The sequence below is a fragment of the Actinomadura sp. NPDC048032 genome, from assembly GCF_040653175.1.
Classification (GTDB): Bacteria; Actinomycetota; Actinomycetes; order Streptosporangiales; family Streptosporangiaceae; genus Spirillospora; species Spirillospora verrucosospora.
This window is the reverse complement of sequence record NZ_JBEZJP010000097.1, coordinates 1-22,816: the sequence shown is the minus strand read 5'-3', so window position 1 is coordinate 22,816 and position 22,816 is coordinate 1. Positions and strand designations below refer to the sequence as shown.

The window sequence follows — 22,816 nt, the reverse complement described above, 5'->3', positions numbered from 1 at the left end:
CGCCCGGTCGCTCTCCGTTCGGTCGACTCGCTCGCCCATGGGGCCTCCCGGTGCTCCCACCGGACTGCGGGCGCTTCGCCGGGCCGCACCTGGCGGGATTGGCCCTCCATTCGACCATCGGATCGCGTGACTGTCGAGATCCGGAGAGTCATCGGAAGGCAAAGGCCCTTGGTCCGGATATGGGAATGCCCCGGGCGGAACGCGCTACACGTCCGCGAACCGAGAAGGCGCGAAGGGGGCGCGGACCCCGACCGATCCGCGCCGCCCTCCGCGCCTTCGCCTGATGGGCGGGTAGCGCGTGGCGGACGGCCCTAGTAGCCGCCCCCCGACCCGTAGCCTCCGCCTGTGCCGCCCCCGTCACCGGTGCCGGAGCCCGTGCCGACGGCCTTCTTGCCGGTCGGCGTCGTGGCCCACCAGACCCCGCCCACGCCCTGGCCCTTGGTGTCGCCGGGCCGCTTGTCCTGCTCGTAGTAGTACATGGGCCAGCCGTCGATGGTGAGCTGGCACTTGCCGTCGTCCTTGCGCTCGATGAAGCCGACGACCTTCTTCGAGACGCCTTCGAGCTTGAGGTGCTTCCAGCCGTTGAAGACGGCCGGCGGCCACGCCTTCTTGCACGAGCCGAAGCAGTTGGTCGTCGGCGGCTTGTTCCTGTCCTTGTCGTAGCGGTAGAGCGTCATGCCCTTGCCGTCGGTCAGGATCAGGCCGAGCTTCGGGTCCCGCTTGGCCTTGACGACCGTCCAGCCCTTCCAGCGGTTGCCGTTCGCCTGCTTGAGCGGGGCCGCCTTCTTGCCGGTCGGAGCCGCCGCGTACCAGGTGCCGCCCACGCCCTGGCCCTTCGTGTCGCCGGGGCTGCGGTCCTTGGCGAACCGGTAGAGCGGCCACCCGCCGAGCGTGACCTGCCACTTGCCGTCCGGCCGCTTCACCTTGCCGACCAGCGACTGCTGGACGCCCTTGACCTCGGTGTTCCCCTGGCCCGCCCACACCGGCGGCCACGCCTTGGCGCACGCGGCCGCGCAGGTCGACGCGGGCGGCCGGGAGGTGTCGTTGTCGAAGCGGTAGAGCGTCATGCCCGTGCCGTCGGTGACGACCCTGCCGAGCTTGGTGACGCTGGCCACCTCCAGCACCGTGGGCTCGGGGGCGGGCGGCTCGGACGGCTCGGCCGACGGCTCCGCCTGCGCCCGGGAGCCCGCGGCGTTCTGCTTCCCCCCGGCCTTCTCCTGGCCGCACCCGCTCAGCACCAGTCCCGACGCCGTGAGGGCGGCCGCAGCGGGGATCGCCCAACGTGGGAATTTCATGTCGTGTCCTCCAGGTCGTCCCGGGCCCCGGCTCCGGTTCCAGGTCCCGCACGTCGATCGAGGTGGAGCCGCCGCTCCGGGATCGAGGAGGAATACGGTGAACCCCTCGGAGCGGGTTCAACCACCTGGAACCGGTCGTCCGCGCGCCGAGTCACATCCCTGAGCCGCAGGTGTGCGGCGGCGGACGAGGAAGGCAGCGGTGACCACGGGAAACGACGCGGCGGGCGGCCCCGTCGACCTGACGAAGAAACGTCCCCCGGCGCCGGAACCCGAACGCGGCGCGGGTCCCGCGTGGCTCGTCATGCCGGCCCGCGTCGTGGCGCTCGTCGTCGTGGTCCCGCTGCGGCTCGGCTGGGACCTGGTCGTCCTGCTGGCCCGCGGCGTCCGGGCGGCCTGGAACGCTCTCATGCGGGTGCCGGGCCGGTTCGGCCGGTTCCTCGGCCGGATGCTGCGCGGCGCCTGGCGCGCCCTGTACCGGTGGCTGCTCGCCCCGGTCGGACGCCTTCTGGCCGCCGTCGGACGGGGCATCGCCGCGCTGCTCGACCTCCTCCTCGTCCGGCCGCTGCGCTGGCTCGCCGTCGTCGTGGTCCTCGGCTTCCTGCGGTGGTTCGGACGCGGGACCGGGCGGCTGGCCCGATGGGTCCACCGCGTCCTCATCGCGCCGATCGGCCGGTTCCTGGCCCTGCTCGGACGCGGCCTCGCGGGACTGCTCGCGTTCCTGCTGCTGCGTCCGCTCCGCGCCCTCGGCCGCGGGCTCGCCCGGCTGTTCGGCGTCCTCGGGCAGGGCCTCAGGCTGCTGTTCCAGGGCATCGGCCTGCTGATCGGCGTGCTCGTCGTCCTGCCCGCCGTGCTGCTGTGGCGCTACGTCCTGCGCCCGCCGCTGCTCGGCCTCGCCTGGCTGGGCCGCGCCCTGTGGGCCGGTCTCTCCTGGCTCGGCCGCGGCGCCCTGACCCTGCTGGTCGCGCTCGGCGGCGTGCTCGCCTCCGGCTGGCGCGCCTTCGCGGCGGCGGTGGCCTGGTCGTGGCGGCTGATCGGACGCTGCCTGGCCTGGCTGGGACGCGTCCTGATCGTCGCGCCCGCGAGGGCGGTGTGGCGGTACTTCCTGGCCCCGATCGTCGCCGGAGCGGTGGGAACGTGGCGTCTCGCCGCGCGAATCCTCCGCTGGCTCTGGCGGACGCTGGTCGTCGCCCCCGTGCGGGTACTGGTCGTCGCCCCGGCCCGCTGGGCCCGCGCGAGCGTGCTGCGCCCGCTGGGACACGGCATCCGCTCGACATGGCGCGTCACCGTAAGCGACCCCCTCCGCGCCGCACGCCGCACGATGCGAGAAGCCGCCCGCGACGTCCGACTCACCCTCCGCCGTACTTTCCGCGGAAGGTGAACCGCGCCGGTCCCGAGCAGGGACCGGCGCGGTTCGCGTGTCACTCGTCGTTGGCGGTGGTGCGCCGCTCGTTGCGTTCACGCATCTTGCGGAGCAGGTCCTTCTTCTTCTCGGCCGCCTTGGCGGCGTCGGTGTCGGCCGCCTGCGCCTTGCCGCCGCGCAGTTCGCTGCGCGACAGGTTCCTGCGCTGGCCGCCTACGCCGAGCATGCCGTTGCGACCTCGGCTCTTGGACATGGGGTTCTCCCGTTCGGCTGGGTGTGCGTGGTTCTTCGGCACCCAGGTCCGGCCGCGCGGGAGCGTGCAGCTCAGACGTCGATGGCGTCCCGGCCGGACCTGGCGGCGGGACGGTCGCGGTAGACGCGCTGCGGCGTGGGCCACCAGGCGGTGGCCTCGGCATGGAGAAGCATGGGGTCAGGGTAGGGAGCCGGTTCGGCGGCCCTCAAACGATTTTCCGTTGAGGCTGCTGGGATACTGGCCAGTGATGTATCGACTCTTCTTCTCACTGGTCATCGCCCGCATACCGGCGGAGCGCGCCCACCATCTGACCCTGCGCGCTCTGCACGCGATCCAGGTGGTGCCCGGCGCCGTGCCGCTGCTGCGGCGGCTGTTCGTGCCGCGCGACCCGGCGCTGGCCGTCCGCGCGTTCGGGCTGGACTTCCCGAGCCCGCTGGGCCTCGCCGCCGGGTTCGACAAGGACGCCGTCGCCTACGCGGCGCTCGGCGCGTTCGGGTTCGGCCATGTCGAGATCGGGACCGTGACCGGGCGCCCGCAGCCCGGCAACCCGCGCCCGCGGCTGTTCCGGCTCGTCCAGGACCGGGCGGTCGTCAACCGGATGGGCTTCAACAACGCGGGCTCCGAGGCCGCCGCGCGGCGGCTCGCCCACCGGGCGCCGGGGACCGTCGTGGGCGCCAACATCGGCAAGACCAAGGCCGTCCCGGAGGCGTCGGCCGCCGCCGACTACGTGGCGAGCACCGAACGGCTCGCCCCGCACGCCGACTACCTCGTCGTCAACGTCAGCTCCCCCAACACGCCCGGCCTGCGGAACCTCCAGGCCGTCGAGCACCTGCGCCCGCTGCTGACTGCCGTGCGCGAGGCCGCCGACCGCTCGTGCGACCGCCGCGTCCCGCTGCTGGTGAAGATCGCGCCGGATCTGGCGGACGACGACGTCGACGCCGTCGCCGACCTCGCCCTCGAACTCGGTCTCGACGGCATCATCGCGACCAACACCACCATCGCCCGCGACGCCCTGCTCAGCCCGCCCGCGCTGGCCAAGGAGACCGGCGGGCTGTCGGGCGCGCCGCTGCGGGAGCGGTCCCTGGAGGTCCTGCGCCGGCTGCGGTCCCGCACGGGCGGGCGGCTCGCGCTGGTCTCCGTCGGCGGCGTCGAGACGGCCGACGACGTGTGGGAACGCGTCCGGGCGGGCGCGACCCTCGTCCAGGGCTACACCGGCATGATCTACGGCGGCCCGCTCTGGGCGCACCGCGTCAACCGCGACCTGTCGCGCCGCCTGCGCGGCAGCGCCTTCCGCACCCTGGACGAAGCCCGCGGCTGACCCCCGGAGGCGGCGCCTCCGGGTCAGGCGAAGAAGCCGTCGGCGATCAGCTCCGGCAGGACGGCGTCGGCGTGCGCGCGGACCTCGCCGGGGTCCATGCCGGTGAGCTGGGCGATGGCGTCCAGGAGCGGATCGAGCGGCAGGGCGCCGTCGCAGACCCCCGCGAGGGCGGCCTCGACCGTCCCGACGCCGGCGGCGCGGCGGAGCCGGTCCGCCTGCCGCAGGATGATCCGTTCCGGGTCCTCGGCGCCCGGCGGGCCTATCTGCTCCTGGACGAGACCCGGCGCCGCGGCGAGCGGCCGTCCACAGGCTGTGGAAAACTCTTCGGCCTTCACGAGGCCGTCCAGCACGTCGTGCGCGTACGCGCCGACGGGCTGATCGACGGCGTGCCGCAGCTCCTCGATCCGGACGGCCGGGCGCTCGCTGCGCCGCAACGTGATCCAGCCGAACCCGATCCCGGTGACGTTCCGGCGCTCGAACTCGTCGAGCCACGCCTCGTACCGGGCGCGGTATTCGGGCGTGCCCACCTCGCAGGAATCGCGCAGCCACAACTCGGCGTACTCCGCCGGATCCTGAACGTCGCGCTGGACGATCCACGCGTCGCAGCCGTCCACCCACGCGCCGACACGCTCCTCCCAGGGAACCCCGTCGACATGCAGCCAGTTGGCCAGGAGCTGGCAATATCCGCCGTCGTTCAGGTACCGGGAGGCGCTCCCGACGAGCCGGCGGCAGAAGTCGTCGCCCGCCATCCCCGACTCGCGGTAGGTGAACCGCCGGTCGCCGGGCGGCGCGACGACGAACGGCGGATTCGACACGATCAGGTCGAACCGGCGGCCCTCGACCGGCTCCAGCAACGACCCCCGCAGCAGTTCGGCGTCCTCCACACCGGACAGCGCGAAGCTCATCGCGGCCAGCTCCAGCGCCCGCGGGTTCACGTCCGTCGCGGTGATGCGCGCGGCCGGCGACCGGCCCGCCACGTGCACCGCCTGCACGCCGCAGCCCGTGCCCAGATCGAGCACGTTGTCCACAGGCCTGTGGACGACCAACCCGGCGAGGCTGCCCGACGCGCCTCCGGTTCCCACCACGTGATCGTCCGCCGGGACGCGCCCGTCCCCGGGGCGCACCTTCAGATCGGAGACGGCGTAACCGGCGTGCCCGTCGCCGTCCACCGCCTCCAGCGGCTCGACGCGCAGCAGCGCCCGCACCTGCCCGCCGGACACCTCGGCGAGCCCCGCCGCCGCCAGCTCGTCCGCGGCGACCGCGGTTTCGGGGACGGGCACCTGGAGCCAGAACAGCCGGGTCAGCGCCTCGACCGGCGAACCGCCGGCCGTCGCCCGCAGCGCGGGCACGATCTCGTCCCGCGCCAGCGCCCCGCCCGCGACCGGGCCGAGCGACTCGCGCACCCCCGCGACGGTGTAACCGGCTCCGAGCAGCAGTTCGCGCACACGACGAAGATCAGGCATCCGCTCATCCTGCCCGCTGCGGGCCCGGCGCGCGTCCCGGATCGCCGTCCGCGATCAGCCCGGGATCAGCCCAGGTAGGTCTGGAAGCCCTCGGCCAGGGACTCGGCGATGCGCTGCCGGAAGGACGCGCTGGACAGCTTGTCCGCGTCGCCCTGGTTCTGCATGTTGCCGCACTCGATGAAGACCTTCGGCACGGTCGACATGTTGAGCCCGCCGAGGTCGTCGCGCCGGTCGATGGCCTTCTTGCCGAGGTAGTTGGAGTACGGGATGCCCGTGCCCTCGTGGTAGGCGTTCCGCAGCGCCTCGCCGAGCGCGGACGAGGCGGACACCATCTCGGCGTTCCGGCCGATGGAGAGCGGCTCGATGATGTGGAAGCCGTGGCCGGACGCGGACGCCCCGTCGGCGTGGACGGACAGCGCGGCGTCGGCCTTGAGCCGGTTGCCGAGCGCGGCCCGCTCGGTGACGCAGGGGCCGACGCCCTTGTCGTCCTTGCGGGTCAGCGAGACCTTCGCGCCCCGGGACTTCAGGATCGCGGCGAGCCGCTTCGACACGTCCCAGGTGAAGGCGTGCTCGGTGTAGCCGGCCTTGGTCTCGGTCCCGGTCGTGTCGCACGCCTTGCTGCCGTTGCCGATCTTCACCTGCCGGTTGATCTCCGACGGGTGGTCGGCGTTGCCGCCGTTGTGCCCGGGGTCGATGACGATCACCTTGCCGTCCAGCGACGCGGGGTCCCCCTTGGCGGACGCGGGCGACTTCCCGCCCTTCGCGCCCGGCGAGGCGGCCCCGGCCGTCGGCGGCCCGGCCGCCTCGCCGCCGGACGTTCCGGAGGAACCGTTGCACGCGACGAGCGCGCCCAGGCACAGCGCGATACCGGCGACCGCGGGGCCGCCCCGATGAATTCGCACAGGCCGTTTTCCTCCGTGATGACTTCGTTACCGACCCTGACAGTCTGCACACCGGCGCAGGTTCGTCAAACGGAGTCGGGGAAATCAGCCGCGCAGCGGGTCCTCCTTGCCCAGCAGGGCCGCGAGGGCGCGCGCCTCGTCGGCGTCCAGGCCGAGGACCACGCGGGGACGGCCCCACGGGTGGTCGATCGAGTGGGCCACGTAGCTGGCGACGGACTCCGACACCTGCTCGGCGAGGCCGCGGGCGTGCCGCCACTCCGACCACGCGCGTTCCAATTCGCTCGCCGCGCGCTGCGCGCACGACACCAGTTCCGGATCACGCACGACCTGTTCTCCTCTGGGTGAACGGACCCTCTCCCGACCGCCGGCCCGGCCCGGCCCGGCGGCCTTCCGCGAGGCCGCCAGGGGCTGCCCGCCGACGGTGAAGTCCCATTAACCACCTGGCCGCGGGCCCCGTCCCGGCGAATGCGGCAGGTTTGGCCTGCCCCTTACCCGGCGCACACCGTCTCGTGGAACGATCGACCGTCCCCGTACCCCGCCCATGACCGGCCCCGGCGACGCCTGCGCGATGCGCGGCGCTGCGCGCGGGTCACGTGAGCCGCGGGCCACCGGAACGACGGGCCTGGGGAGCACGGCCGCGGCGGCGCGGGGCGCGGCGTCGCGAGGCCAGGCGGCAGGCGTCACGACGCGCGGATCACGGCACGCACGGGGCCGGTGGGAGCGAGGGGAAGGCGGGGGGTCGTCCTGCGGCGCGGCACAGGCGGGGTCACCGGACGGGAGCGGGCCCCGTCGTCGAGCGGACCACCAGGTGCGGGACGACCAGCTTCTGCCGCGGGGCGCGGGGCGGGTCGCCGATGCGCGCGGTGAGCATCTCGGCGGCCACCCGGCCCATGTCACGGCGCGGCTGGTCGACGCTGGTCAGCGAGATGTGCCGGATCGCCGCGAGGTGGGTGTTGTCGTAGCCGACGATCGAGAGGTCAGCCGGGACCCGCATGCCGAGCTCGTCGGCGGCCGACAGCGCCCCGGTGGCGACCAGGTCGTTGGGAGCGAAGATCGCGGTCGGCCGGGGGTCGCGGCGCAGCAGGGACAGCGCGGCCCGGTAGCCGCCGTCCTCGGTGAAGTCGCCGGGCTCGACGACGATCTCGCCGGCCAGGTCGTGCCGCCGCATCGCCTTCTCGTAGCCGGCGCGGCGGTAGCGCGCGGTGGTGGAGCGCGCGCCCTCGATGTGGGCGATCCGGCGGTGGCCGTGCTGGACGAGATGGTCGACCGCGAGGCTCGCGCCGAGCTCGTCGTCGTCCACCACGATGTCGACGCCGACCACGTCGCGCTCGCCGACGACCACCACGGGGACGCTGGCGGCGGCCTCCTTGAGCGACTCGGGCACGACGCTGAGCAGCACCAGCCCGTCCACCCGCATCTCCAGGAACGCCTCGACCGCCTCGGCCTCGAACATCGGGTCCCAGCGGCCGCTGCCGACCAGCATCCGCAGGCCCGCGCCGTGCAGGCTCTCCTGGAGCCCGTCGAGGAACTCGGCGAAGAACGGGTTGTGCAGGTCGGCGACGATGGCGCCGATCAGCCGGGTGCGCCCCTCCACCAGGCTGCGCGCCACCGCGTTCGGGCGGTAGCCGAGCTCCCGGGCGGCCTGCAGGACGGCCTGCCGGCGGCGCTCGCTCACGTGCGGTGACCCTCGCATGACCAGCGAGACGAGCGATTTGGACACTCCGGCGCGTTCAGCGACATTGCGGATCGTCGGTTTCGGCGCGGGCATCGTCTTGCCCTCGTCGCGCGGTGCGGGAGAGGGCTCGTTGCGCGGCCGAGGCACCGCGCCCTCTCCCAGCATGCCGTGCGGGGGATTTGCTTCATCAGCTGACATGGCGCTCCGTCCAGGGGAACCTGCAGGACCTGCCGCGGCGGCGCCCCGGAGGGGTATTCGGCGCGCCGCCCTCCGCTCAGGAGGAGATGCCATGATGCCGCGCCTTCCCCCCATAGCGCCGCGACAGTGAGTAACGGGCATCCGACAATGGTGGTTCGGGCCTGTGGTGTTCTGGATCACAACCGGGGCGGGGAACCGGCGGCGGGCCCGCGTCCGGCCCGCTCGGTGTGGGCCCTGGCAGCGTCCGGCTCGGATACCCTGCCCAGGTGGGAGATCGTGCGGTGGCCGGCGCGAAGGCGCGCACCCGGCCGAGCGGCGGGCGCGGCCGTCGCCGACTCAGCGTGGACGAACGGCGGGACGAGCTGATCGAGGCGGCGCTGCAGCTGTTCAGCACGCGCTCGCCCGAGGACGTCTCGATCGACGACGTCGCGGCGAAGGCGGGCGCCTCCCGGGCGCTGGTCTACCACTACTTCGGCGGCAAGAACGAGCTCTACATCGCGGCGCTCGGCAGCGCCGCGAAGCACCTGTCGGTGCTGCTGGAACCGCCCACGGAGGGCAAGCCCCTCGAACGGCTGCGGATCTCGCTGAAGCGCTACTTCGACTTCGTGGAGAGCCACGCGGCCGGTTACACGGCGCTGCTGCGCGGCGGGCCGGCCGACCGCTCGGGCGAGGCCGGCGAGATCGTGGACGGGATCCGCCGGCTGCTGCTGGACCGGATCCTGCACTCGCTGGACGTCGACGTCCCGCCGCCGATCCTGCGCATCACGCTGCGCTGCTGGATGGCGACCGTGGAGACCGCCGGCCTGGACTGGCTGGAGAACCGCGACGTGGCCCGCCCCGACCTGGAGCGGCTGCTGGTCGACCAGCTCGTGGTGATCATGCAGGTCTCCGGCAGGCACGACCCCGGCACGGGCGCCCTGTTCGAGCGCCTGGCCCACGAAGAGATGAACCCTTAGCCGCCCGGAGACGAACCAGTAACCGCTCGACCTGCGGTTATCGCGTTGACGTGCGCGGAGTTTCGGACATCCAACTCGGCTGCGTCCACAACCGGACACAACCCCCGGAACGGCATTCCGTCGCCCGAAGGCAGCGCGCTCTGCCCCCGGAGCGGGCGGACTGGTGCCCGTTCCGGGGACAGTGCGGCTTCGGCGTCCGGGACCGACGGTTCTCGGATGACCGTGGTCCCGTGTCGGCCAGGAGACACCGAGCGGGTCCCCGCACGTGACTCGGGTGCGAGGTCCGTTCCAAAGCCTCCTGGCCGCCCCCCTCCTGCGCTGTGCGTCCGGAGGGCTCCCTCGGAGCCCCGCCGGTCGGCGTGTCTACTCCGAACGCTGCTGCGGGATTCCCGCGAGCAGCGCCCGCACCTCCGCCTCGCGGTACCGGCGATGCCCGCCGAGCGTGCGGATCGACGTGAGCTTTCCCGCCTTCGCCCAGCGCGTGACGGTCTTGGGGTCGACGCGGAACATCGTCGCCACCTCCGCCGGCGTCAGCAGGGGCTCGGCCTCTGGCGTACGTGCTGACATGTTTGCGGCCTCTCCTCCGTGGACCGATGACAGCGATCCTGCGATTGATCCTCGCGTGGTCACTGATGTCCCCTATGGCCCGAAAGAGCCACTATGACATCACAACGTGTAACCTTGCCACCACTCAGCGCAACAAGCAAGTTCCTGGCGGTAGTTGCGTGCAAACATCCCCGCGAGAGCGGGGAAGTGTGCATGTCCGGTGGCTGCTGGGTCACGCTGCGTGATTCTAGCGACACGTATAGTCGTATCGCGCGCGGATTCGGGAAATTTGTTTTAGTTCGCGGCCTCCAGCGCCCGCACGGGGCGCCAGCGGGCCAGGAGACGCTTGTACATCGCGACGGTCAGCTCGACCTCACCTCGCTCCATCCCGGTGAGGGCCACGGTCATCTCCGCGACCGACTCGTCGGTACGGAGCGTGGCGTCGTCCAGGAGGTGGACGAGCCCGCCGTAGTCGAGTTCCACGAGCGCGCGGGGATGGAACTCGCCGAGCCACCGGTCGAGGGTCTCCAGCCGCCCCGCCGACAGGAGGTAGACGTCCTCCGCCCCCTCGCCGAGGTTCTCGCGCACCACCGGGAGCGCGGCCGCCACCCGGTGGCGGGCCTCCCCCATCGAGGTGACGTAGACCAGGGTCCGCGCGGGCGCCGCCGTCGCCGGCCCGTGGGCCGCGAGCTCCTCGGCCGTGTCGTCCGCCGGCCGGTACCCGGTCCCCGGCGTGCCGAGCATCAGGCTCCGCTCGCCGCGCGCGAACGGCACGAACCAGTCCAGCGGGATGTGCCAGGTGCTCGTCAGGATGTGCGGGCGGAGGGACCGGCCGGCGTTCTTCCACTGCTCGAAGTCGCTCCGCACCCGCTCGGACAGGGGCGGCGGGACGAAGGCCGCCGCCACCCCCGCCGCGTGCTCGTCCCTGAAGCGCTCGAACGCCAGCCAGGACCGCAGCCGCGTGCCCCACGGGCACACGTAGACCATGTCCTCCAGGCGCCGCACGTAGGCGTCCCTGCTCTCGCGTTCCGGGACGACCTCGGGCGGCGAGCCCGTCAGCCTGAGCACGGACTCCCGGTGCTCCGCCCCGAGCGCGTGGATCCGCCTGGGACGGCGCCTGGAGTCGGCGTAGACCGTCCAGAGGGTCCGCGCGGGCTCCGGGAAGGCGGTCACCGGTTCATAAACCCGTAGGTACGCCGCGTACGGAAGCACCATCGCATCGTGACATGAGATCCGGTCGGGCGTGGCGCCATCGCGCGCCCTAGGCTGATCTTAGAGACAGAGAGGAGGGCACTACCGTGCCTAATGTCTTCGGGGCGCCCCACAAGGGCACCGAACCCCGACACGAGCAGGTCGTCTTCTGCCAGGACGAGGCCAGCGGTCTGCGCGCGATCATCGCCATCTACTCCACCGCGCTCGGCCCGTCCCTGGGAGGCACCCGCTTCTACCCGTACGGCTCCGAGGAGGAGGCCCTCGCGGACGTGCTGAACCTGTCCCGGGGCATGGCGTACAAGAACGCCCTCGCCGGGCTCGACCTCGGCGGCGGCAAGGCCGTCATCATCGGCGACCCCGCCACGGACAAGTCCGAGGCGATGCTGCGGGCCTACGGGCGTTTCGTCCAGTCGCTGAACGGCCGGTACTACACGGCGTGCGACGTGGGCACCTACAGCGAGGACATGGACATCGTCGCGCGCGAGTGCCGCTTCGTCACCGGGCGGACGGTCGCGCACGGCGGCGCCGGGGACTCGTCCATCCTGACGGCGTTCGGCGTGTTCCAGGGAATGCGGGCCGCGGCCGAGACCGTGTGGGGCCGGCCCACGCTGCGCGGGAGGCGGGTCGGGGTGGAGGGCGTCGGGAAGGTCGGCCACCGCCTCGTGGAGCACCTGCGCGAGGACGGCGCGGACGTCGTGATCTGCGACGTGGACGAGGCCGCCGTCGACCGCGTCCGGGCGCTGCACCCCGAGGTGGAGGTCGTCGCCGACACCGGCGCCATGGTCCGCACGGAGCTCGACGTCTACGCGCCGTGCGCGCTGGGCGGCTCCCTCGACGACGACACCGTGCCCGTGCTGGCGGCCAAGGTCGTCTGCGGCGCCGCCAACAACCAGCTCGCCCACCCGGGCGTGGAGAAGCGCCTCGCCGACCGCGGCGTCCTGTACGCCCCCGACTATGTGGTGAACTCCGGCGGTGTGATCCAGGTCGCGGACGAGATCGAGGGCTTCAACTTCGACCGCGCCAAGGCCCGGGCCGCGGGCATCTACGACACCACTCGCAAGATCTTCGCGCTGGCCTCCGACGAGGGCGTCCCCCCGGCGGTGGCCGCCGACCGCCTCGCGGAGCGCCGGATGTCGGAGGTCGGCAGGCTGCGCGGCATCCTCCTCTGAGCGCCCGGGCGGCTCCGAGCTTCCGGAGGGCTCGGTCCGGGTGTGGGTTTCCTAGACCTGATTAGACCGTTGCAAAACCGTTGTGAGGGCCACCGCGGGGCGGCGTACGACCGTCCCACGGTGGCCTTCCCACGTTGACGTGACCACCGGATACACTGTTGTCATCAGCAACAGGGGCGCCGCCACGTACCGTCGATGTACCGAGCCAGGCGCAAAACGGGTACGGTTGTACCCGTGACTGACGCATGGCTCATCAGGCACCGGTTCGTGTGGTACACGCGCGCGTTGATGGGCCCACGAAAGCCCTGACCATCGAGGGGGTCGAGCCAATGGGTCGCGGCCGAGCCAAGGCCAAGCAGGTGAAGGTTGCCCGGCAGCTCAAATACAGCACCGGCAACACGGACCTCGACCGCCTTAAGGATGAACTAGGAGTCAGCGACTCCGGCGAAGACTCCTATGACGAGCTCGCCGAGAAGTACGCCGACTACGCCGACGACTACGGCACGGAGCCCCGCAAGGACGGCACCTCCGGTTGACCGGCAGACGAACGCCACCGCCCGCATCGCCGGGCGGTGGCGTTTGTCTTGGGTCGGAACACGCCCCGGGGGACCGGCGCTCACGCTGAGCGACCCCACGGGCGACGTTCGGTGTCCGGCATGCCCCTCATGACCTGACAGGTCTGGGAGGCCCTCAGCGTCCCGTTCAGCCCCGTCCGCGAGGTCGGACAGGGCCGTCCAGGGGCCTCCGGTCAGCGAAGCGTCGCGGCGCCGGAGCCTTCGGTGATCTCTCCGAGGGTCCAGGACGGGACGCCGCGGGAGGCCAGCAGGCGGAGCGCCTCGTCGGCGCGGTCCGGGGCGACGATCGCGGCCATGCCGACTCCGAGGTTGAACGTCTTGTCCATCTCGGCCTGCGGCACGTCGCCGTGCGCCTGGAGCAGGCGGAACACGGCGGGGACCTCCCAGGACGAGCGGTCCAGCACGGCGTCGACCCCCGGTGGAAGCGACCGGGCCAGGTTCGCCGCCAGCCCGCCGCCCGTGATGTGGGCGAACGCCCGGACCGCACCGCTCTCGGCCAGGGCCAGGCAGTCCTTGGCGTAGATGCGCGTCGGGGTGAGGAGTTCCTCGCCGAGCGGCCGGTCGAGTTCGGCCGTCCGCGTCTCCAGCGTCAGGTCCGTCGTCGCCAGGATGTGCCGGACGAGCGAGTACCCGTTCGAGTGGATGCCGGACGACGCCATGGCGAGGACGACGTCGCCCGCCCGCACGCGTTCGGGCCCGAGGATCCGGTCGGCCTCGACGACGCCCGTGCCGGCGCCCGCCACGTCGAACTCGTCGGCCCCCAGCAGGCCCGGGTGCTCGGCGGTCTCGCCGCCCACGAGGGCGCAGCCGGCCAGGGCGCACGCGTCGGCGATCCCGCCGACGATGTCGGCGACGCGCTCCGGGACGACCTTGCCGCAGGCGATGTAGTCGGTCATGAACAGCGGCTCGGCGCCGCACACCGCGAGGTCGTCGATGACCATGCCGACCAGGTCGTGCCCGATCGTGTCGTAGACGCCGAGGCGCCGCGCCAGGTCGACCTTGGTGCCGACGCCGTCCGTGGACGTCGCGAGCAGAGGCCGCTTGTAGCGCAGCAGGGCCGAGGCGTCGAAGAGACCCGCGAACCCGCTGACGTCGTCGACGACCTCGGGCCGCCGCGAACGGGCCACCCGGGACTTCATCAGCTCGACGGCGCGCTCGCCCGCCGCGATGTCGACGCCTGCGGCCTCGTAGGAGGTCGTCGGGCGGTCCGTCATCGGGTGGCCTCCAGCAGGTGCTTGCCGCGGGCGTCCTGCTCCACCGGGATGGGGTACTGGCCGTCGAAGCACGCCCGGCACAGGTTGTCCTTGGCGATGTGCGAGGCGGAGATCAGCTCGTCCAGGGAGATGTACCCGAGCGAGTCGGCGCCGATGGAGTCGCGGATCTCCTCCACCGACAGGTTCCCGGCGATCAGCTCGGCCCGGGTCGCGAAGTCGATGCCGTAGAAGCACGGCCAGGAGACGGGCGGGCTGGAGATCCGCACGTGCACCTCGGCGGCGCCCGCGTCGCGCAGCATCGACACGATGGCGCGCTGGGTGTTGCCGCGCACGATCGAGTCGTCCACCACGACCAGGCGCTTGCCCTCGATCGCCTCCCGCAGCGGGTTCAGCTTCAGGCGGATGCCGAGCTGGCGGATCGTCTGGGACGGCTGGATGAACGTCCGGCCGACGTAGGAGTTCTTCACGAGGCCCTGGCCGTAGGGGATGCCGGACGCCTCGGCGTAGCCGATCGCGGCCGGCGTGCCCGACTCGGGCGTCGGGATGACCATGTCGGCCTCGACGGGATGCTCGCGGGCCAGCCGCCGCCCGACCTCCACGCGGGTCGCCTGGACGCTGCGCCCGGCGATCGTCGTGTCGGGCCGCGCCAGGTACACGTACTCGAACAGGCAGCCCTTCGGGCGCGCCTCGGCGAACCGCTCGGACCGCACGCCCTGGCCGTCGCACGCGATCAGCTCGCCCGGCTCGATCTCCCGGACGAACCGGGCGCCGACGATGTCGAGGGCGGCCGTCTCCGAGGCGACGACCCAGCCCCGGTCCTCCAGGGAGCCGAGCACGAGCGGCCGGATGCCCTCGGGGTCGCGGGCCGCGTAGAGGGTCCCCTCGTCCATGAAGACCAGGGAGAACGCGCCGCGGGTCGCCGGAAGGATCTCCCGCGCCGCCTCCAGCACGCCGCCCTCGCCGCGGGCGGCGAGCAGGGCGGTCAGGACCTCGGTGTCGGTGGTGGCGGTCAGCTCGCCGGGGGCGAGCCGCGCGGCCAGCTCCGGCGTGTTGATGAGGTTGCCGTTGTGGACGAGCGCCAGCCCGCCGTCGTCGGTGGACCGGAACGTGGGCTGCGCGTTCTCCCACGTGGGCGAGCCGGTCGTGGAGTAGCGGCAGTGGCCGACGGCGATGTGGCCGCGCAGCGTGTTCAGCACCGACTCGTCGAAGACCTGGGCGACGAGGCCCATGTCCTTGAAGACGACGATGCGCGAGCCGTCGCTGACGGCGATGCCCGCCGACTCTTGCCCGCGGTGCTGGAGCGCGTACAGCCCGTAGTACGTGAGCTTGCTCACTTCGGCCCGGGCCGCCTGCTCGGCGGGGACCCAGACGCCGAAGACGCCGCAGGCGTCCTGCGGAGCGCGGTCGGAGGGATCGATGTCGTGGCTCAGACGTCCGTCACGGAGAGGCACGTTCGCCAGTCTAGATGCCCGGTTCACCTGCTCCGATCGGTGGCATCTCTTAACGGACCTTTACTCCCCGGAACCACGGGGATCTCGCGGTCCGGGGGAATCTGGGGACGACCCATGGAGGAACGCATGACCATGCCCGGGTACCGGACCCACTCGCCCCCCGCCCCGGCGAGGCGGAGCACCCTGGCACGCGCCGCGCAGGTCCTCGGAATCCTCGGCCTGGCCGGGCTCGCGGCGTGCCTGGCGGGGATGATCCCGGCGCTCGCCGGCCTCGTCCTCGGGACGGTGTCCCTCGTGCGCCGCGACCCCGACCGGCGCCCCGCCCTCGTCGGGGTGGTCTGCTCCGCGGTCGCCCTCCTGATCGGATCCGGGACGCTTTTCTGGCTGCTGAGCAAAGCGGCCCAGTGCGGGGACGTGGCCCGGTATCCGGACGACCTGGCGCGGCGGCACTGCGTCGAACGCGAGTTCCCCTTCGCTCACGCCGGCCCCTAGTTGCCCTGTCTAACCGTCCGGCTGGTCCGCCAGGGCGCGGACGGCCTCCTGCCCGAGCGCCGAGGCGTACACGCGCAGATCGTCGACGAGGCCGCCGAAGCCGGGCTTGGCGGGCTCCCTGCCCAGGTAGACGGGCCCGGCCGGGGTGACGACGGGGTGTTCCAGCGCGGCGGCGGAGTCCTGCTCGCCGTCGATGTGGAGGGCCATGCCCCGGGTGTCCACGACGAAGGCGACGTGGGCCCATCCGCCCACGGTCAGCCGGGCCCGGCTGTCGACGTAGCCGGGGCCCTTGACGGTGAACAGCTGGACGCGCAGCCTCATCGCGTCCGGGTACAGCCAGAGGCCGAGGCCGCGCGCGTCGTTCTCGGCGACCGGCTTGTAGAGGATGCTGCGCCACTCGCCGGTGGGCCCCTCGTCGACCCGGACGAAGAAGGCCAGGCTGAACCCGAAGATCTGGCTGAGGACGAGCTGCGGCGCCCCGGGGATCACGGCGCGGTCGTGCTCGCCGAGCGACAGCGCCTCCCCGTCCCGTCCCGGGACGATCCGGGCGCCGTCCGCCAGTTCGGCGGCGGGGGCGGTTCCGGCGGTGTCGGCTGCCCGGCGGCCGTCCACGGTGCCGGCGTCGAACGTCCAGTGCGCGATCAGCACGGGGATCACCTCCGGTAGGGCGCGCGTCACCCGCGCACGCTATGCGCGCCTCCCCGCCGAGTCGAGGGGCCCATCGGTCGAGGAGCGTCAGCCGAGGGGCAGCGGGAGGTGGGGCGTCAGGTCGGCGCGCGGGCCGCTCGCCCGCACCCGTCCGTTCGCGGTCGCGTCCTGCCAGGTGAGACGGCCGGTGGCCAGCGCGATCCAGGTGGCGGCGTCCATCTCCACCACATTCGGTGGCGTACCCCGGGTATGGTGCGGGCCGTCGATGCACTGAACGGCGGCGTGCGGGGGGACGCGAACCTCCACCGAACGGCCGGGGGCCAGCTCGGCCAGCCGGTCGAGCAGGTACCGAACCGCTCCCCTGACCACCGGACGGCTCGGTTCGGCGCCGCCCGACTCGACGCCGGCGAGGACCGTGTCCAGAGCCGCGCGGCGCAGCGCGGCGGGCTCGTCCGGGCCGGTGTAGGGCGCCAGCCCGAGCGCGGCGCGCTGCTCGTTCAGGACGGCGGAGGAAAGCGGTGTTCGCGGCATCGCGCATGACGCTACCGGGTCAGCCTCGGTACCGCGCAGGCGGTAGAAAGGACCCCGGTGCCAGGCATGGGGGTGCAGGAGACGGGGAGGCCGGGGACGCCGTCCCCGGAGGAGACGGAGGTTCGTCAGATGCCCGAGGCGCTGCCCCTGCAGCCGGGCGACCCGAGACGGCTCGGCTCGTTCGAGATCACGGGACGGCTCGGCGTCGGCGAGCAGGGCGCCGTCTTCCTCGGCAGGGACCCCTCCGGGCACCCCGTCGCCGTGAAGGTCCTGCACGTGCGGCTGAGCGGCGAGCCGGTCGCGCGCTCGCGGTTCGCCGACGCGTTCGCCCCGGCCCGCAAGGTGTCCGGATTCTGCACGGCGGCGATCCTGCACGCCGACGTGGAGGGCGACCGCCCCTACGTGGTGAGCGAGTGGGTGGACGGGCCGTCCCTCCAGCAGCTCGTGGACGAGGAGGGCGCGCGCGGCTTCGCCGTCGTCGAGCGCGTCGCGGTCGGCATGGCGATCGCCCTGGCCGCCGTCCACCGCGCGGGCGCCGTCCACCACGACCTGAAACCCGGGAACGTCCTCCTCGGCCGTGGCGGCCCCCGGATGAGCGACTTCGCCATCGCGCACGCCATGGAGGCCGTGAACGTGGCGTTCCGCGGTCACATGACCGAGGACCCGGCCTACAAGTCCCCCGAGCAGCTCAGCGGCATGGGCATCGGTCCCGCCGCCGACGTGTTCGCGTGGGCGTCGACCGTGCTGTTCGCCGCCGCGGGCAGGCCGCCGTTCGGCGAGGGCTCGCCGTCCGAGGTGATGCAGCGGATCGTCTACGACGAGGCCGACCTGTCGGCGGTGCCCGACTCCCTGCGCGAGGTGGTGACGGCCGCCCTGGTCAAGGACCCGGCCGAACGCCCGATGGCCAGGACGATCCTCGAACGACTGCTGGGCGCGGGCGGCGAGCTCGTCGAGCGCCTGCCGGCCTCGATGGTCGAGGAGGGCCGGGCCCTCGCGACGGGCGTGATGGTCCGCCACACCCTTCCCCGGGTCGCGCCGCCGCCGCGTCCGCCCGTGAACGTCCCGGGCAGCCCCATGGGAGCGGCGCCCCCGCCCGGGTTCGCGCCAGGCCCCGCCGCGCCGGCGGGCCCGCCGCCCGGCCCGCCTCCAGGGCCGCCGCCCGGCCCACCGGTGGGCCCCCCGGTGGGCCCGCCGGTGGAGTCCGCGTCGCCTTCCGTGCCGCTGCTCGGGAAGCTCGCGCGCTCCCGCCGCGCGCGTCCGGAGCCCGAGCCGCAGCCCGAGCCGCCCGCCGCCGAGCTGGATCCCGCCGCGTTCGAGGCGACCGCGACCTTCGACGCGGTCGGCCCGAACCGGACCGAGCAGCTCGCCCGCGCGGGCGAGCCCGAGCAGGCCGATCAGACCGCGCGGTTCGACGCCGTCGGCGCCGACCGGACCGCCATCTTCGACGCCGACCGGACCGCCACTTTCGACTCCGACCGGACCACCACTTTCGACTCCGTCGACATGCCCGCCCCGCCGGACCCCACCGCGCCGAACCCCCTCGTCCCCGGGCTGGGCCACGGCCGCGAGGGCGGCGGCGGGCACCGCTCCCCGGTCCGCTCCTCGCCCTTCGCGGCCCTCGCGAAGATGCGGCGGCCCGGCAACCACGTCCTCGGCCTGGCGCTGTCGCTGGTCATCGGCGTCAGCGTCGGCATCGCCATCATCGCCCTGGTGCTGTGGCCCCAGCTGAAGGCCGACGACGACGGGTCGCCGCCCGACAGCACCAACACGTCCGACAACCGCCCGGTCACCACGATCCCGGCCTCCTTCGCGGGGACGTGGAAGGGGACGGTGGTCAACACGGGCCGCAACGCGTCCTTCCCGGTGCAGATCACGTTCGAGACCGGCGGGACGACGGGGCGCGCCCTGTACCCGCGGGAGAACTGCAACGGCACCCTCCGGCTCGCGCGGGGCACCGAGAGCGCGCTCAGGATGAACCTGGAGATCGGCAAGCCGTGCACGTCCGGGGTCGTCCAGGTCACCCGGCAGCCGGACGGGACGCTCCAGTACACGTGGACGAAGCCGGGAACGAACCTCGGCTACGGCGGACGGCTCAGCCGGGCCTGACCTCCTTCTGCCACCTTTGGCAATACGTCCAATTTGTCGACTCATATCAGGACAGTTCCGCTAGGGTTTCCCCTCGATCGAAAACATCGATCATGGGCGGGACCGCCTCCGCGCGCTCCCCGGCAGAAGGAGGGGTATGCGGGCTGTCCACCGAAGGCTGCTGCTCGTCGGCTCGGTCGCGGCGTGCCTCGGCGCCGCCGCGGCGTTCCCGGTGCTCGCCGACGACGCGTCGTCCCTGGTGAAGGTGACGGCGGCGGAAGGCACCCCGGTCCCCGGCCGGTACATCGTCACGCTGAAGTCCGGAGCGTCCACCGACGCCGCCGCCAAGAAGGTCAAGGCGACGGGCGTCCGGCGCTTCGACGGCGTCCTCAACGGCTTCGCCGCGCGGCTGAACGCCGACCAGCTGGACAAGCTGCGCCGCGACGACCGCGTCGCCGCGATCGAGCAGGACCAGATCGTCAAGGCCACCACGACGCAGCGCGCACCGCTGCCCTGGGGGCTCGACCGCATCGACCAGCGGTCGGCGAAGCTGTCCAAGACCTACACCTACAAGTCGTCCGGCAAGGGCGTGAACGCCTACGTCGTCGACACCGGCATCGACGTCAGGCACGCGGAGTTCGGCGGCCGCGCCTCGATCGCCTGGGCGGCGAGCAGGTTCAACGGCGACGGACGCGACTGCAACGGCCACGGCACCCACGTCGCGGGCATCATCGGCTCCAAGACCTACGGCGCCGCCAAGTCCGTGAAGCTGCGGGCCGTCCGCGTCCTCGACTGCAACGGCGAGGGCTCGATGTCGGACATCGTCGACGCCGCCAACTGGCTGCGCACCCACGCCGTCAAGCCGGCCGTGGCGAACATGTCCCTCGGCGGACCCAAGTCCACCGCGGTGAACACCGCCGTGACGAACCTGTCCAAGTCCGGGGTGTTCACCTCCGTCTCCGCCGGCAACGAGAACGCCGACGCGTGCAAGGTCTCCCCGGCCGGCGCGGGCTGGGTCATGGCGGTCGGCGCGACCACCAAGACCGACACGCGCGCCTCGTTCTCCAACTGGGGCAAGTGCGTCGACATCAACGCCCCCGGCTACGGCATCTACTCCACCTGGCCCGGCAACCGCAGCAAGGCGCTCAGCGGTACCTCCATGGCCGCCCCCTACGTCAGCGGTGTCGCCGCCCTCTACCTGTCCACCCACCCGAAGGCCACGTTCCCGACGGTGCAGAAGGTGCTGAACGACAACTCCACCCACACCCTCAAGGGACTGCGTTCGCAGCCCAACAGGCTCCTGTGGAAGGGCAAGCTGTGAGTCCCGTCACGTAGGATGGCCCGGCTCCCAGCAAGGGAGCCGGGCATCTCGCGCCTTGGCCTCGTCCCACCACCGCAGGGGTCTACCCTTGGCGAGGCAGACGGCTCTTTAACGTTCATTGACCTTCGGCCATGACGAGAGGAGAACACGTGGAGACCCCCGCCTCCACCCGTCGGCACGCAGACCGCCGCCGTGGCCGGCGACGCGCCGCCGCGGCTCTCGTGGCCCTCGCCGCCGCGGTTCCCCTGGTCGCCTCCGCCACGCCGTCCGCGGCCGCGCCGGCGTCCCTTCCCCTCGACCCGGGCGACAGCGGCAAGTTCGCGAGGCTGAACCGCCAGATCGAGCAGCTCGACAAGGAGTACGGCGGCGACCTCGCCAAGCTGAAGGACGCCGAGTACGCCGCGAAGAAGGCGCTGGACAAGTCCAACGACCTCCAGCGCGACCTCCAGGAGGCCCGCGGCGTCGTCGCCCAGCTCGCCGCGTCCCAGTACATGACGAACGGCGAGGACCCCACCGTCACCTTCCTGGCCGACGCCGACCCGTCCGACCTGCTGAGCAACGCCACGCTGGTCAGCCATCTCGCCCAGAACAAGGCGGGCAAGGTCGCCCAGATCCAGAAGCTCGTCAACGACCAGCTCGCGGCCCGCAAGGCGGCCCAGCAGAAGATGACGGAGCTGAACAAGGAGATCAAGGACCTGAGGCGGCGCAAGTCGCAGATCCAGTCCCTGGTCAAGAAGTACAAGCCCGAGTCCCCGAGCGTCGGCATGGGCGGCGTCACCCCGCGCATGCTCAAGGTGAAGAACACCCTCGACCTGGAGATGGGCCCCTTCCCCACGATCGGCTGCGTCCGGCAGACCGGCGACCCGCAGGACCACGGCACCGGTCACGCCTGCGACTTCATGGTGACCACGGGCGGCGTCATGGCCTCCGGCAGCGCCCAGTCCCTGGGCGACCGCACCGCCGCCTACGCCATCGCCCACGCGAGCGCCCTGGGCATCAAGTACATCATCTGGCGCCAACGCATCTACGACCTCCGCAGCCCCGGCTGGCGCGCCATGGAGAACCGAGGCGGCGTAACCGCCAACCACTACGACCACGTCCACATCTCGGTCTTCTAACCGCACCCGCCCCGACCAGGCCCACAGCTCCGAGAGGGCACATCCAGGGCACTCACGCCCGGATTCGTTCCCCAGGTGTCATCGATCGCCTTGCGCACCCAATCGCAGCTCGACGGCATCAGATGCGCCCCCAGGCTGGCGGCTCGTGGAATCGTCGTAGCGTTTCAGTACGCTGCCTTTGCTGGAGACCGGTCTGAGCGCCCATCAGGGCCCGCGGCTCAGGGAGGGTGGGTATGGACCCGCTCCCGGATACGTCTCGGAGTGACAGAATCCCGTGGCCCCACCCTCCCTCCGCCGGTCGGCCGCCGTCGCCAAAGGCCGAGGCAAGAGCCTCGGGCGGACCGTTACTTGTACCAGTCGTCGCCGTCCGCGGCCGCCCGCGACTCCAGGTAGGCCTTCAGCGAGTCGGCTATCCAGATGCGTTCGTCGGTTTCGTGATCCCAGACGAAGACGGCGCCGGGGCGTCCTCCGGTCGGCAGGACATACGCGAACTGGTCCCCGCCGCCGTTGTCTCCCACGAACATGAACTGGTCGAACGGCTTGTAGAGAGCGGCGAGTGCGGCGTTCTGCCGGAACTCCGTGTTCTGGTCGATGATCTCGTGCACCGGCCACACCAGTCCGGAGCCGTAGTCGCCCAGGACCCCGTCGGTCTCTCGGAGCACCTCTCGCAGTTCGTCCGGGACTCTCTGCCCCAGCCGTTGCTCGATGTGATCGATGGCCGCGTCGGTGGCGGGCGCGGCGAACTCCGCATTGTCGTACAGCCGCTCGATCAGCTCTCTCCACATGGCTTCGCCTCTGACGCGCGATTGCGGCGCCGGTCTAGGGTCGGGGGATGGGTGAAATTGGGGAGCTTCCGCGGTATCGGGTGTTGACCGGGCCGGATGACGAGACGTTCTGCCGGCGGGTCAGTGAGGCGCTTGAGCTGGGGTACGAGCTGCACGGGTCGCCGTCGGTGACGTTCAACGGGCAGCGTGTCATCGTCGCTCAAGCGGTCGTTCGCCGCGCGGAATAGCGGGTGGCATGGGAAGGGCGCC

23 protein-coding genes are annotated in these 22,816 nt (G+C 72.4%); 10 read left to right on the top strand and 13 right to left on the bottom strand.

Annotation, left to right across the window (positions count from 1 at the left end):
- Positions 1-311 precede the first annotated feature (311 nt).
- Positions 312-1,295, bottom strand: coding sequence for a hypothetical protein (locus AB0C69_RS15835; RefSeq protein WP_360353968.1), 984 nt, complete (start codon positions 1,293-1,295; stop codon positions 312-314).
- Between the two features lie 199 nt (positions 1,296-1,494).
- Here AB0C69_RS15835 and AB0C69_RS15830 point away from each other — a divergent pair, with 199 nt between their 5' ends.
- Entirely contained in the window at positions 1,495-2,673 is a 1,179-nt protein-coding gene (locus AB0C69_RS15830; RefSeq protein ID WP_360353966.1) for a hypothetical protein, read from the top strand.
- 40 nt (positions 2,674-2,713) lie between these two features.
- Here the strand turns inward: AB0C69_RS15830 and AB0C69_RS15825 are convergent, their stop codons facing one another.
- On the bottom strand, positions 2,714-2,908 hold the full coding sequence (locus AB0C69_RS15825) for a DUF6243 family protein (RefSeq protein ID WP_360353964.1): 195 nt from the start codon (positions 2,906-2,908) through the stop codon (positions 2,714-2,716).
- A 247-nt stretch (positions 2,909-3,155) separates the two neighbouring features.
- Between AB0C69_RS15825 and AB0C69_RS15820 the strand changes: the two genes are divergently transcribed.
- Positions 3,156-4,226: a quinone-dependent dihydroorotate dehydrogenase gene (locus tag AB0C69_RS15820; RefSeq protein WP_345171080.1), complete on the top strand. Its 1,071-nt coding sequence runs from the start codon at positions 3,156-3,158 to the stop codon at positions 4,224-4,226.
- Between the two features lie 23 nt (positions 4,227-4,249).
- On the opposite strand, the gene AB0C69_RS15815 is transcribed toward AB0C69_RS15820, so the two are convergent.
- The 4 genes from AB0C69_RS15815 to AB0C69_RS15800 form a co-directional block, all read right to left on the bottom strand.
- Positions 4,250-5,689 (bottom strand): class I SAM-dependent methyltransferase, encoded by a 1,440-nt coding sequence (locus AB0C69_RS15815; protein ID WP_360353962.1) that lies wholly within the window; start codon positions 5,687-5,689, stop codon positions 4,250-4,252.
- Positions 5,690-5,754: 65 nt separating this feature from the next.
- On the bottom strand, positions 5,755-6,591 hold the full coding sequence (locus AB0C69_RS15810; RefSeq protein WP_360353960.1) for an N-acetylmuramoyl-L-alanine amidase: 837 nt from the start codon (positions 6,589-6,591) through the stop codon (positions 5,755-5,757).
- Positions 6,592-6,675: 84 nt separating this feature from the next.
- Positions 6,676-6,915: a hypothetical protein gene (locus tag AB0C69_RS15805; protein ID WP_089315141.1), complete on the bottom strand. Its 240-nt coding sequence runs from the start codon at positions 6,913-6,915 to the stop codon at positions 6,676-6,678.
- A 442-nt stretch (positions 6,916-7,357) separates the two neighbouring features.
- Positions 7,358-8,359, bottom strand: a complete 1,002-nt coding sequence (locus AB0C69_RS15800; protein WP_345171814.1) for a LacI family DNA-binding transcriptional regulator — start codon at positions 8,357-8,359, stop codon at positions 7,358-7,360.
- A 371-nt stretch (positions 8,360-8,730) separates the two neighbouring features.
- Between AB0C69_RS15800 and AB0C69_RS15795 the strand changes: the two genes are divergently transcribed.
- Positions 8,731-9,420 (top strand): TetR/AcrR family transcriptional regulator, encoded by a 690-nt coding sequence (locus tag AB0C69_RS15795; RefSeq protein WP_345171085.1) that lies wholly within the window; start codon positions 8,731-8,733, stop codon positions 9,418-9,420.
- A gap of 363 nt (positions 9,421-9,783) precedes the next feature.
- Here the strand turns inward: AB0C69_RS15795 and bldC are convergent, their stop codons facing one another.
- A complete protein-coding gene (gene bldC / locus AB0C69_RS15790; RefSeq protein ID WP_012850682.1) occupies positions 9,784-9,987 on the bottom strand; it encodes a developmental transcriptional regulator BldC in 204 nt (67 codons plus the stop codon).
- A 273-nt stretch (positions 9,988-10,260) separates the two neighbouring features.
- Positions 10,261-11,178, bottom strand: a complete 918-nt coding sequence (locus AB0C69_RS15785; RefSeq protein WP_353833943.1) for a hypothetical protein — start codon at positions 11,176-11,178, stop codon at positions 10,261-10,263.
- Between the two features lie 86 nt (positions 11,179-11,264).
- On the opposite strand from AB0C69_RS15785, the gene AB0C69_RS15780 reads away from it, so the two are divergent.
- Complete coding sequence (locus tag AB0C69_RS15780; RefSeq protein WP_360353956.1) at positions 11,265-12,347, top strand: Glu/Leu/Phe/Val dehydrogenase dimerization domain-containing protein; 1,083 nt, start codon at positions 11,265-11,267, stop codon at positions 12,345-12,347.
- 329 nt (positions 12,348-12,676) lie between these two features.
- Positions 12,677-12,883 carry a DUF3073 domain-containing protein gene (locus AB0C69_RS15775; RefSeq protein WP_149260363.1) on the top strand — a complete coding sequence of 69 codons (207 nt, stop codon included), beginning with the start codon at positions 12,677-12,679 and terminating at the stop codon, positions 12,881-12,883.
- Between the two features lie 212 nt (positions 12,884-13,095).
- On the opposite strand, the gene purM is transcribed toward AB0C69_RS15775, so the two are convergent.
- Both purM and purF read right to left on the bottom strand, forming a co-directional pair.
- Complete coding sequence (purM, locus tag AB0C69_RS15770) at positions 13,096-14,136, bottom strand: phosphoribosylformylglycinamidine cyclo-ligase (RefSeq protein WP_360353954.1); 1,041 nt, start codon at positions 14,134-14,136, stop codon at positions 13,096-13,098.
- Positions 14,133-15,587: an amidophosphoribosyltransferase gene (gene purF, locus AB0C69_RS15765; protein WP_360353952.1), complete on the bottom strand. Its 1,455-nt coding sequence runs from the start codon at positions 15,585-15,587 to the stop codon at positions 14,133-14,135. The genes purM and purF overlap by 4 nt, the downstream gene beginning before the upstream one ends.
- 126 nt (positions 15,588-15,713) lie before the next feature.
- On the opposite strand from purF, the gene AB0C69_RS15760 reads away from it, so the two are divergent.
- Positions 15,714-16,079 (top strand): hypothetical protein, encoded by a 366-nt coding sequence (locus AB0C69_RS15760; protein WP_360353950.1) that lies wholly within the window; start codon positions 15,714-15,716, stop codon positions 16,077-16,079.
- A gap of 9 nt (positions 16,080-16,088) precedes the next feature.
- On the opposite strand, the gene AB0C69_RS15755 is transcribed toward AB0C69_RS15760, so the two are convergent.
- Together AB0C69_RS15755 and AB0C69_RS15750 are read right to left on the bottom strand one after the other, a co-directional pair.
- Positions 16,089-16,757 (bottom strand): LamG domain-containing protein, encoded by a 669-nt coding sequence (locus AB0C69_RS15755; RefSeq protein ID WP_360353948.1) that lies wholly within the window; start codon positions 16,755-16,757, stop codon positions 16,089-16,091.
- 57 nt (positions 16,758-16,814) lie between these two features.
- Positions 16,815-17,258, bottom strand: a complete 444-nt coding sequence (locus AB0C69_RS15750) for a sterol carrier family protein (RefSeq protein ID WP_345171098.1) — start codon at positions 17,256-17,258, stop codon at positions 16,815-16,817.
- 129 nt (positions 17,259-17,387) lie between these two features.
- On the opposite strand from AB0C69_RS15750, the gene AB0C69_RS15745 reads away from it, so the two are divergent.
- From AB0C69_RS15745 to AB0C69_RS15735, 3 genes are all read left to right on the top strand, one after another.
- A complete protein-coding gene (locus tag AB0C69_RS15745; protein ID WP_360353946.1) occupies positions 17,388-19,364 on the top strand; it encodes a serine/threonine-protein kinase in 1,977 nt (658 codons plus the stop codon).
- A 136-nt stretch (positions 19,365-19,500) separates the two neighbouring features.
- Complete coding sequence (locus AB0C69_RS15740; protein ID WP_345171102.1) at positions 19,501-20,664, top strand: S8 family peptidase; 1,164 nt, start codon at positions 19,501-19,503, stop codon at positions 20,662-20,664.
- 149 nt (positions 20,665-20,813) lie between these two features.
- Positions 20,814-21,782, top strand: a complete 969-nt coding sequence (locus tag AB0C69_RS15735) for a hypothetical protein (RefSeq protein WP_345171104.1) — start codon at positions 20,814-20,816, stop codon at positions 21,780-21,782.
- Positions 21,783-22,126: 344 nt separating this feature from the next.
- Here the strand turns inward: AB0C69_RS15735 and AB0C69_RS15730 are convergent, their stop codons facing one another.
- Positions 22,127-22,567 carry an SMI1/KNR4 family protein gene (locus AB0C69_RS15730; RefSeq protein WP_360353943.1) on the bottom strand — a complete coding sequence of 147 codons (441 nt, stop codon included), beginning with the start codon at positions 22,565-22,567 and terminating at the stop codon, positions 22,127-22,129.
- Between the two features lie 47 nt (positions 22,568-22,614).
- Here AB0C69_RS15730 and AB0C69_RS15725 point away from each other — a divergent pair, with 47 nt between their 5' ends.
- Positions 22,615-22,794: a DUF1737 domain-containing protein gene (locus AB0C69_RS15725; RefSeq protein WP_360353941.1), complete on the top strand. Its 180-nt coding sequence runs from the start codon at positions 22,615-22,617 to the stop codon at positions 22,792-22,794.
- Positions 22,795-22,816: the final 22 nt, after the last annotated feature.

Excerpts from the sequence above, each read along its gene's own strand:
- AB0C69_RS15835 (WP_360353968.1), bottom strand. The coding sequence starts at position 1,295 with ATGAAATTCCCACGTTGGGCGATCCCCGCTGCGGCCGCCCTCACGGCG.
- AB0C69_RS15825 (WP_360353964.1), bottom strand. The coding sequence starts at position 2,908 with ATGTCCAAGAGCCGAGGTCGCAACGGCATGCTCGGCGTAGGCGGCCAG.
- AB0C69_RS15820 (WP_345171080.1), top strand. The coding sequence starts at position 3,156 with ATGTATCGACTCTTCTTCTCACTGGTCATCGCCCGCATACCGGCGGAG.
- AB0C69_RS15815 (WP_360353962.1), bottom strand. The coding sequence starts at position 5,689 with ATGCCTGATCTTCGTCGTGTGCGCGAACTGCTGCTCGGAGCCGGTTAC.
- AB0C69_RS15800 (WP_345171814.1), bottom strand. The coding sequence starts at position 8,359 with ATGCCCGCGCCGAAACCGACGATCCGCAATGTCGCTGAACGCGCCGGA.
- bldC (WP_012850682.1), bottom strand. The coding sequence starts at position 9,987 with ATGTCAGCACGTACGCCAGAGGCCGAGCCCCTGCTGACGCCGGCGGAG.
- AB0C69_RS15775 (WP_149260363.1), top strand. The coding sequence starts at position 12,677 with ATGGGTCGCGGCCGAGCCAAGGCCAAGCAGGTGAAGGTTGCCCGGCAG.
- purM (WP_360353954.1), bottom strand. The coding sequence starts at position 14,136 with ATGACGGACCGCCCGACGACCTCCTACGAGGCCGCAGGCGTCGACATC.
- AB0C69_RS15760 (WP_360353950.1), top strand. The coding sequence starts at position 15,714 with ATGACCATGCCCGGGTACCGGACCCACTCGCCCCCCGCCCCGGCGAGG.
- AB0C69_RS15750 (WP_345171098.1), bottom strand. The coding sequence starts at position 17,258 with ATGCCGCGAACACCGCTTTCCTCCGCCGTCCTGAACGAGCAGCGCGCC.
- AB0C69_RS15745 (WP_360353946.1), top strand. The coding sequence starts at position 17,388 with ATGCCCGAGGCGCTGCCCCTGCAGCCGGGCGACCCGAGACGGCTCGGC.
- AB0C69_RS15740 (WP_345171102.1), top strand. The coding sequence starts at position 19,501 with ATGCGGGCTGTCCACCGAAGGCTGCTGCTCGTCGGCTCGGTCGCGGCG.
- AB0C69_RS15730 (WP_360353943.1), bottom strand. The coding sequence starts at position 22,567 with ATGTGGAGAGAGCTGATCGAGCGGCTGTACGACAATGCGGAGTTCGCC.
- AB0C69_RS15725 (WP_360353941.1), top strand. The coding sequence starts at position 22,615 with ATGGGTGAAATTGGGGAGCTTCCGCGGTATCGGGTGTTGACCGGGCCG.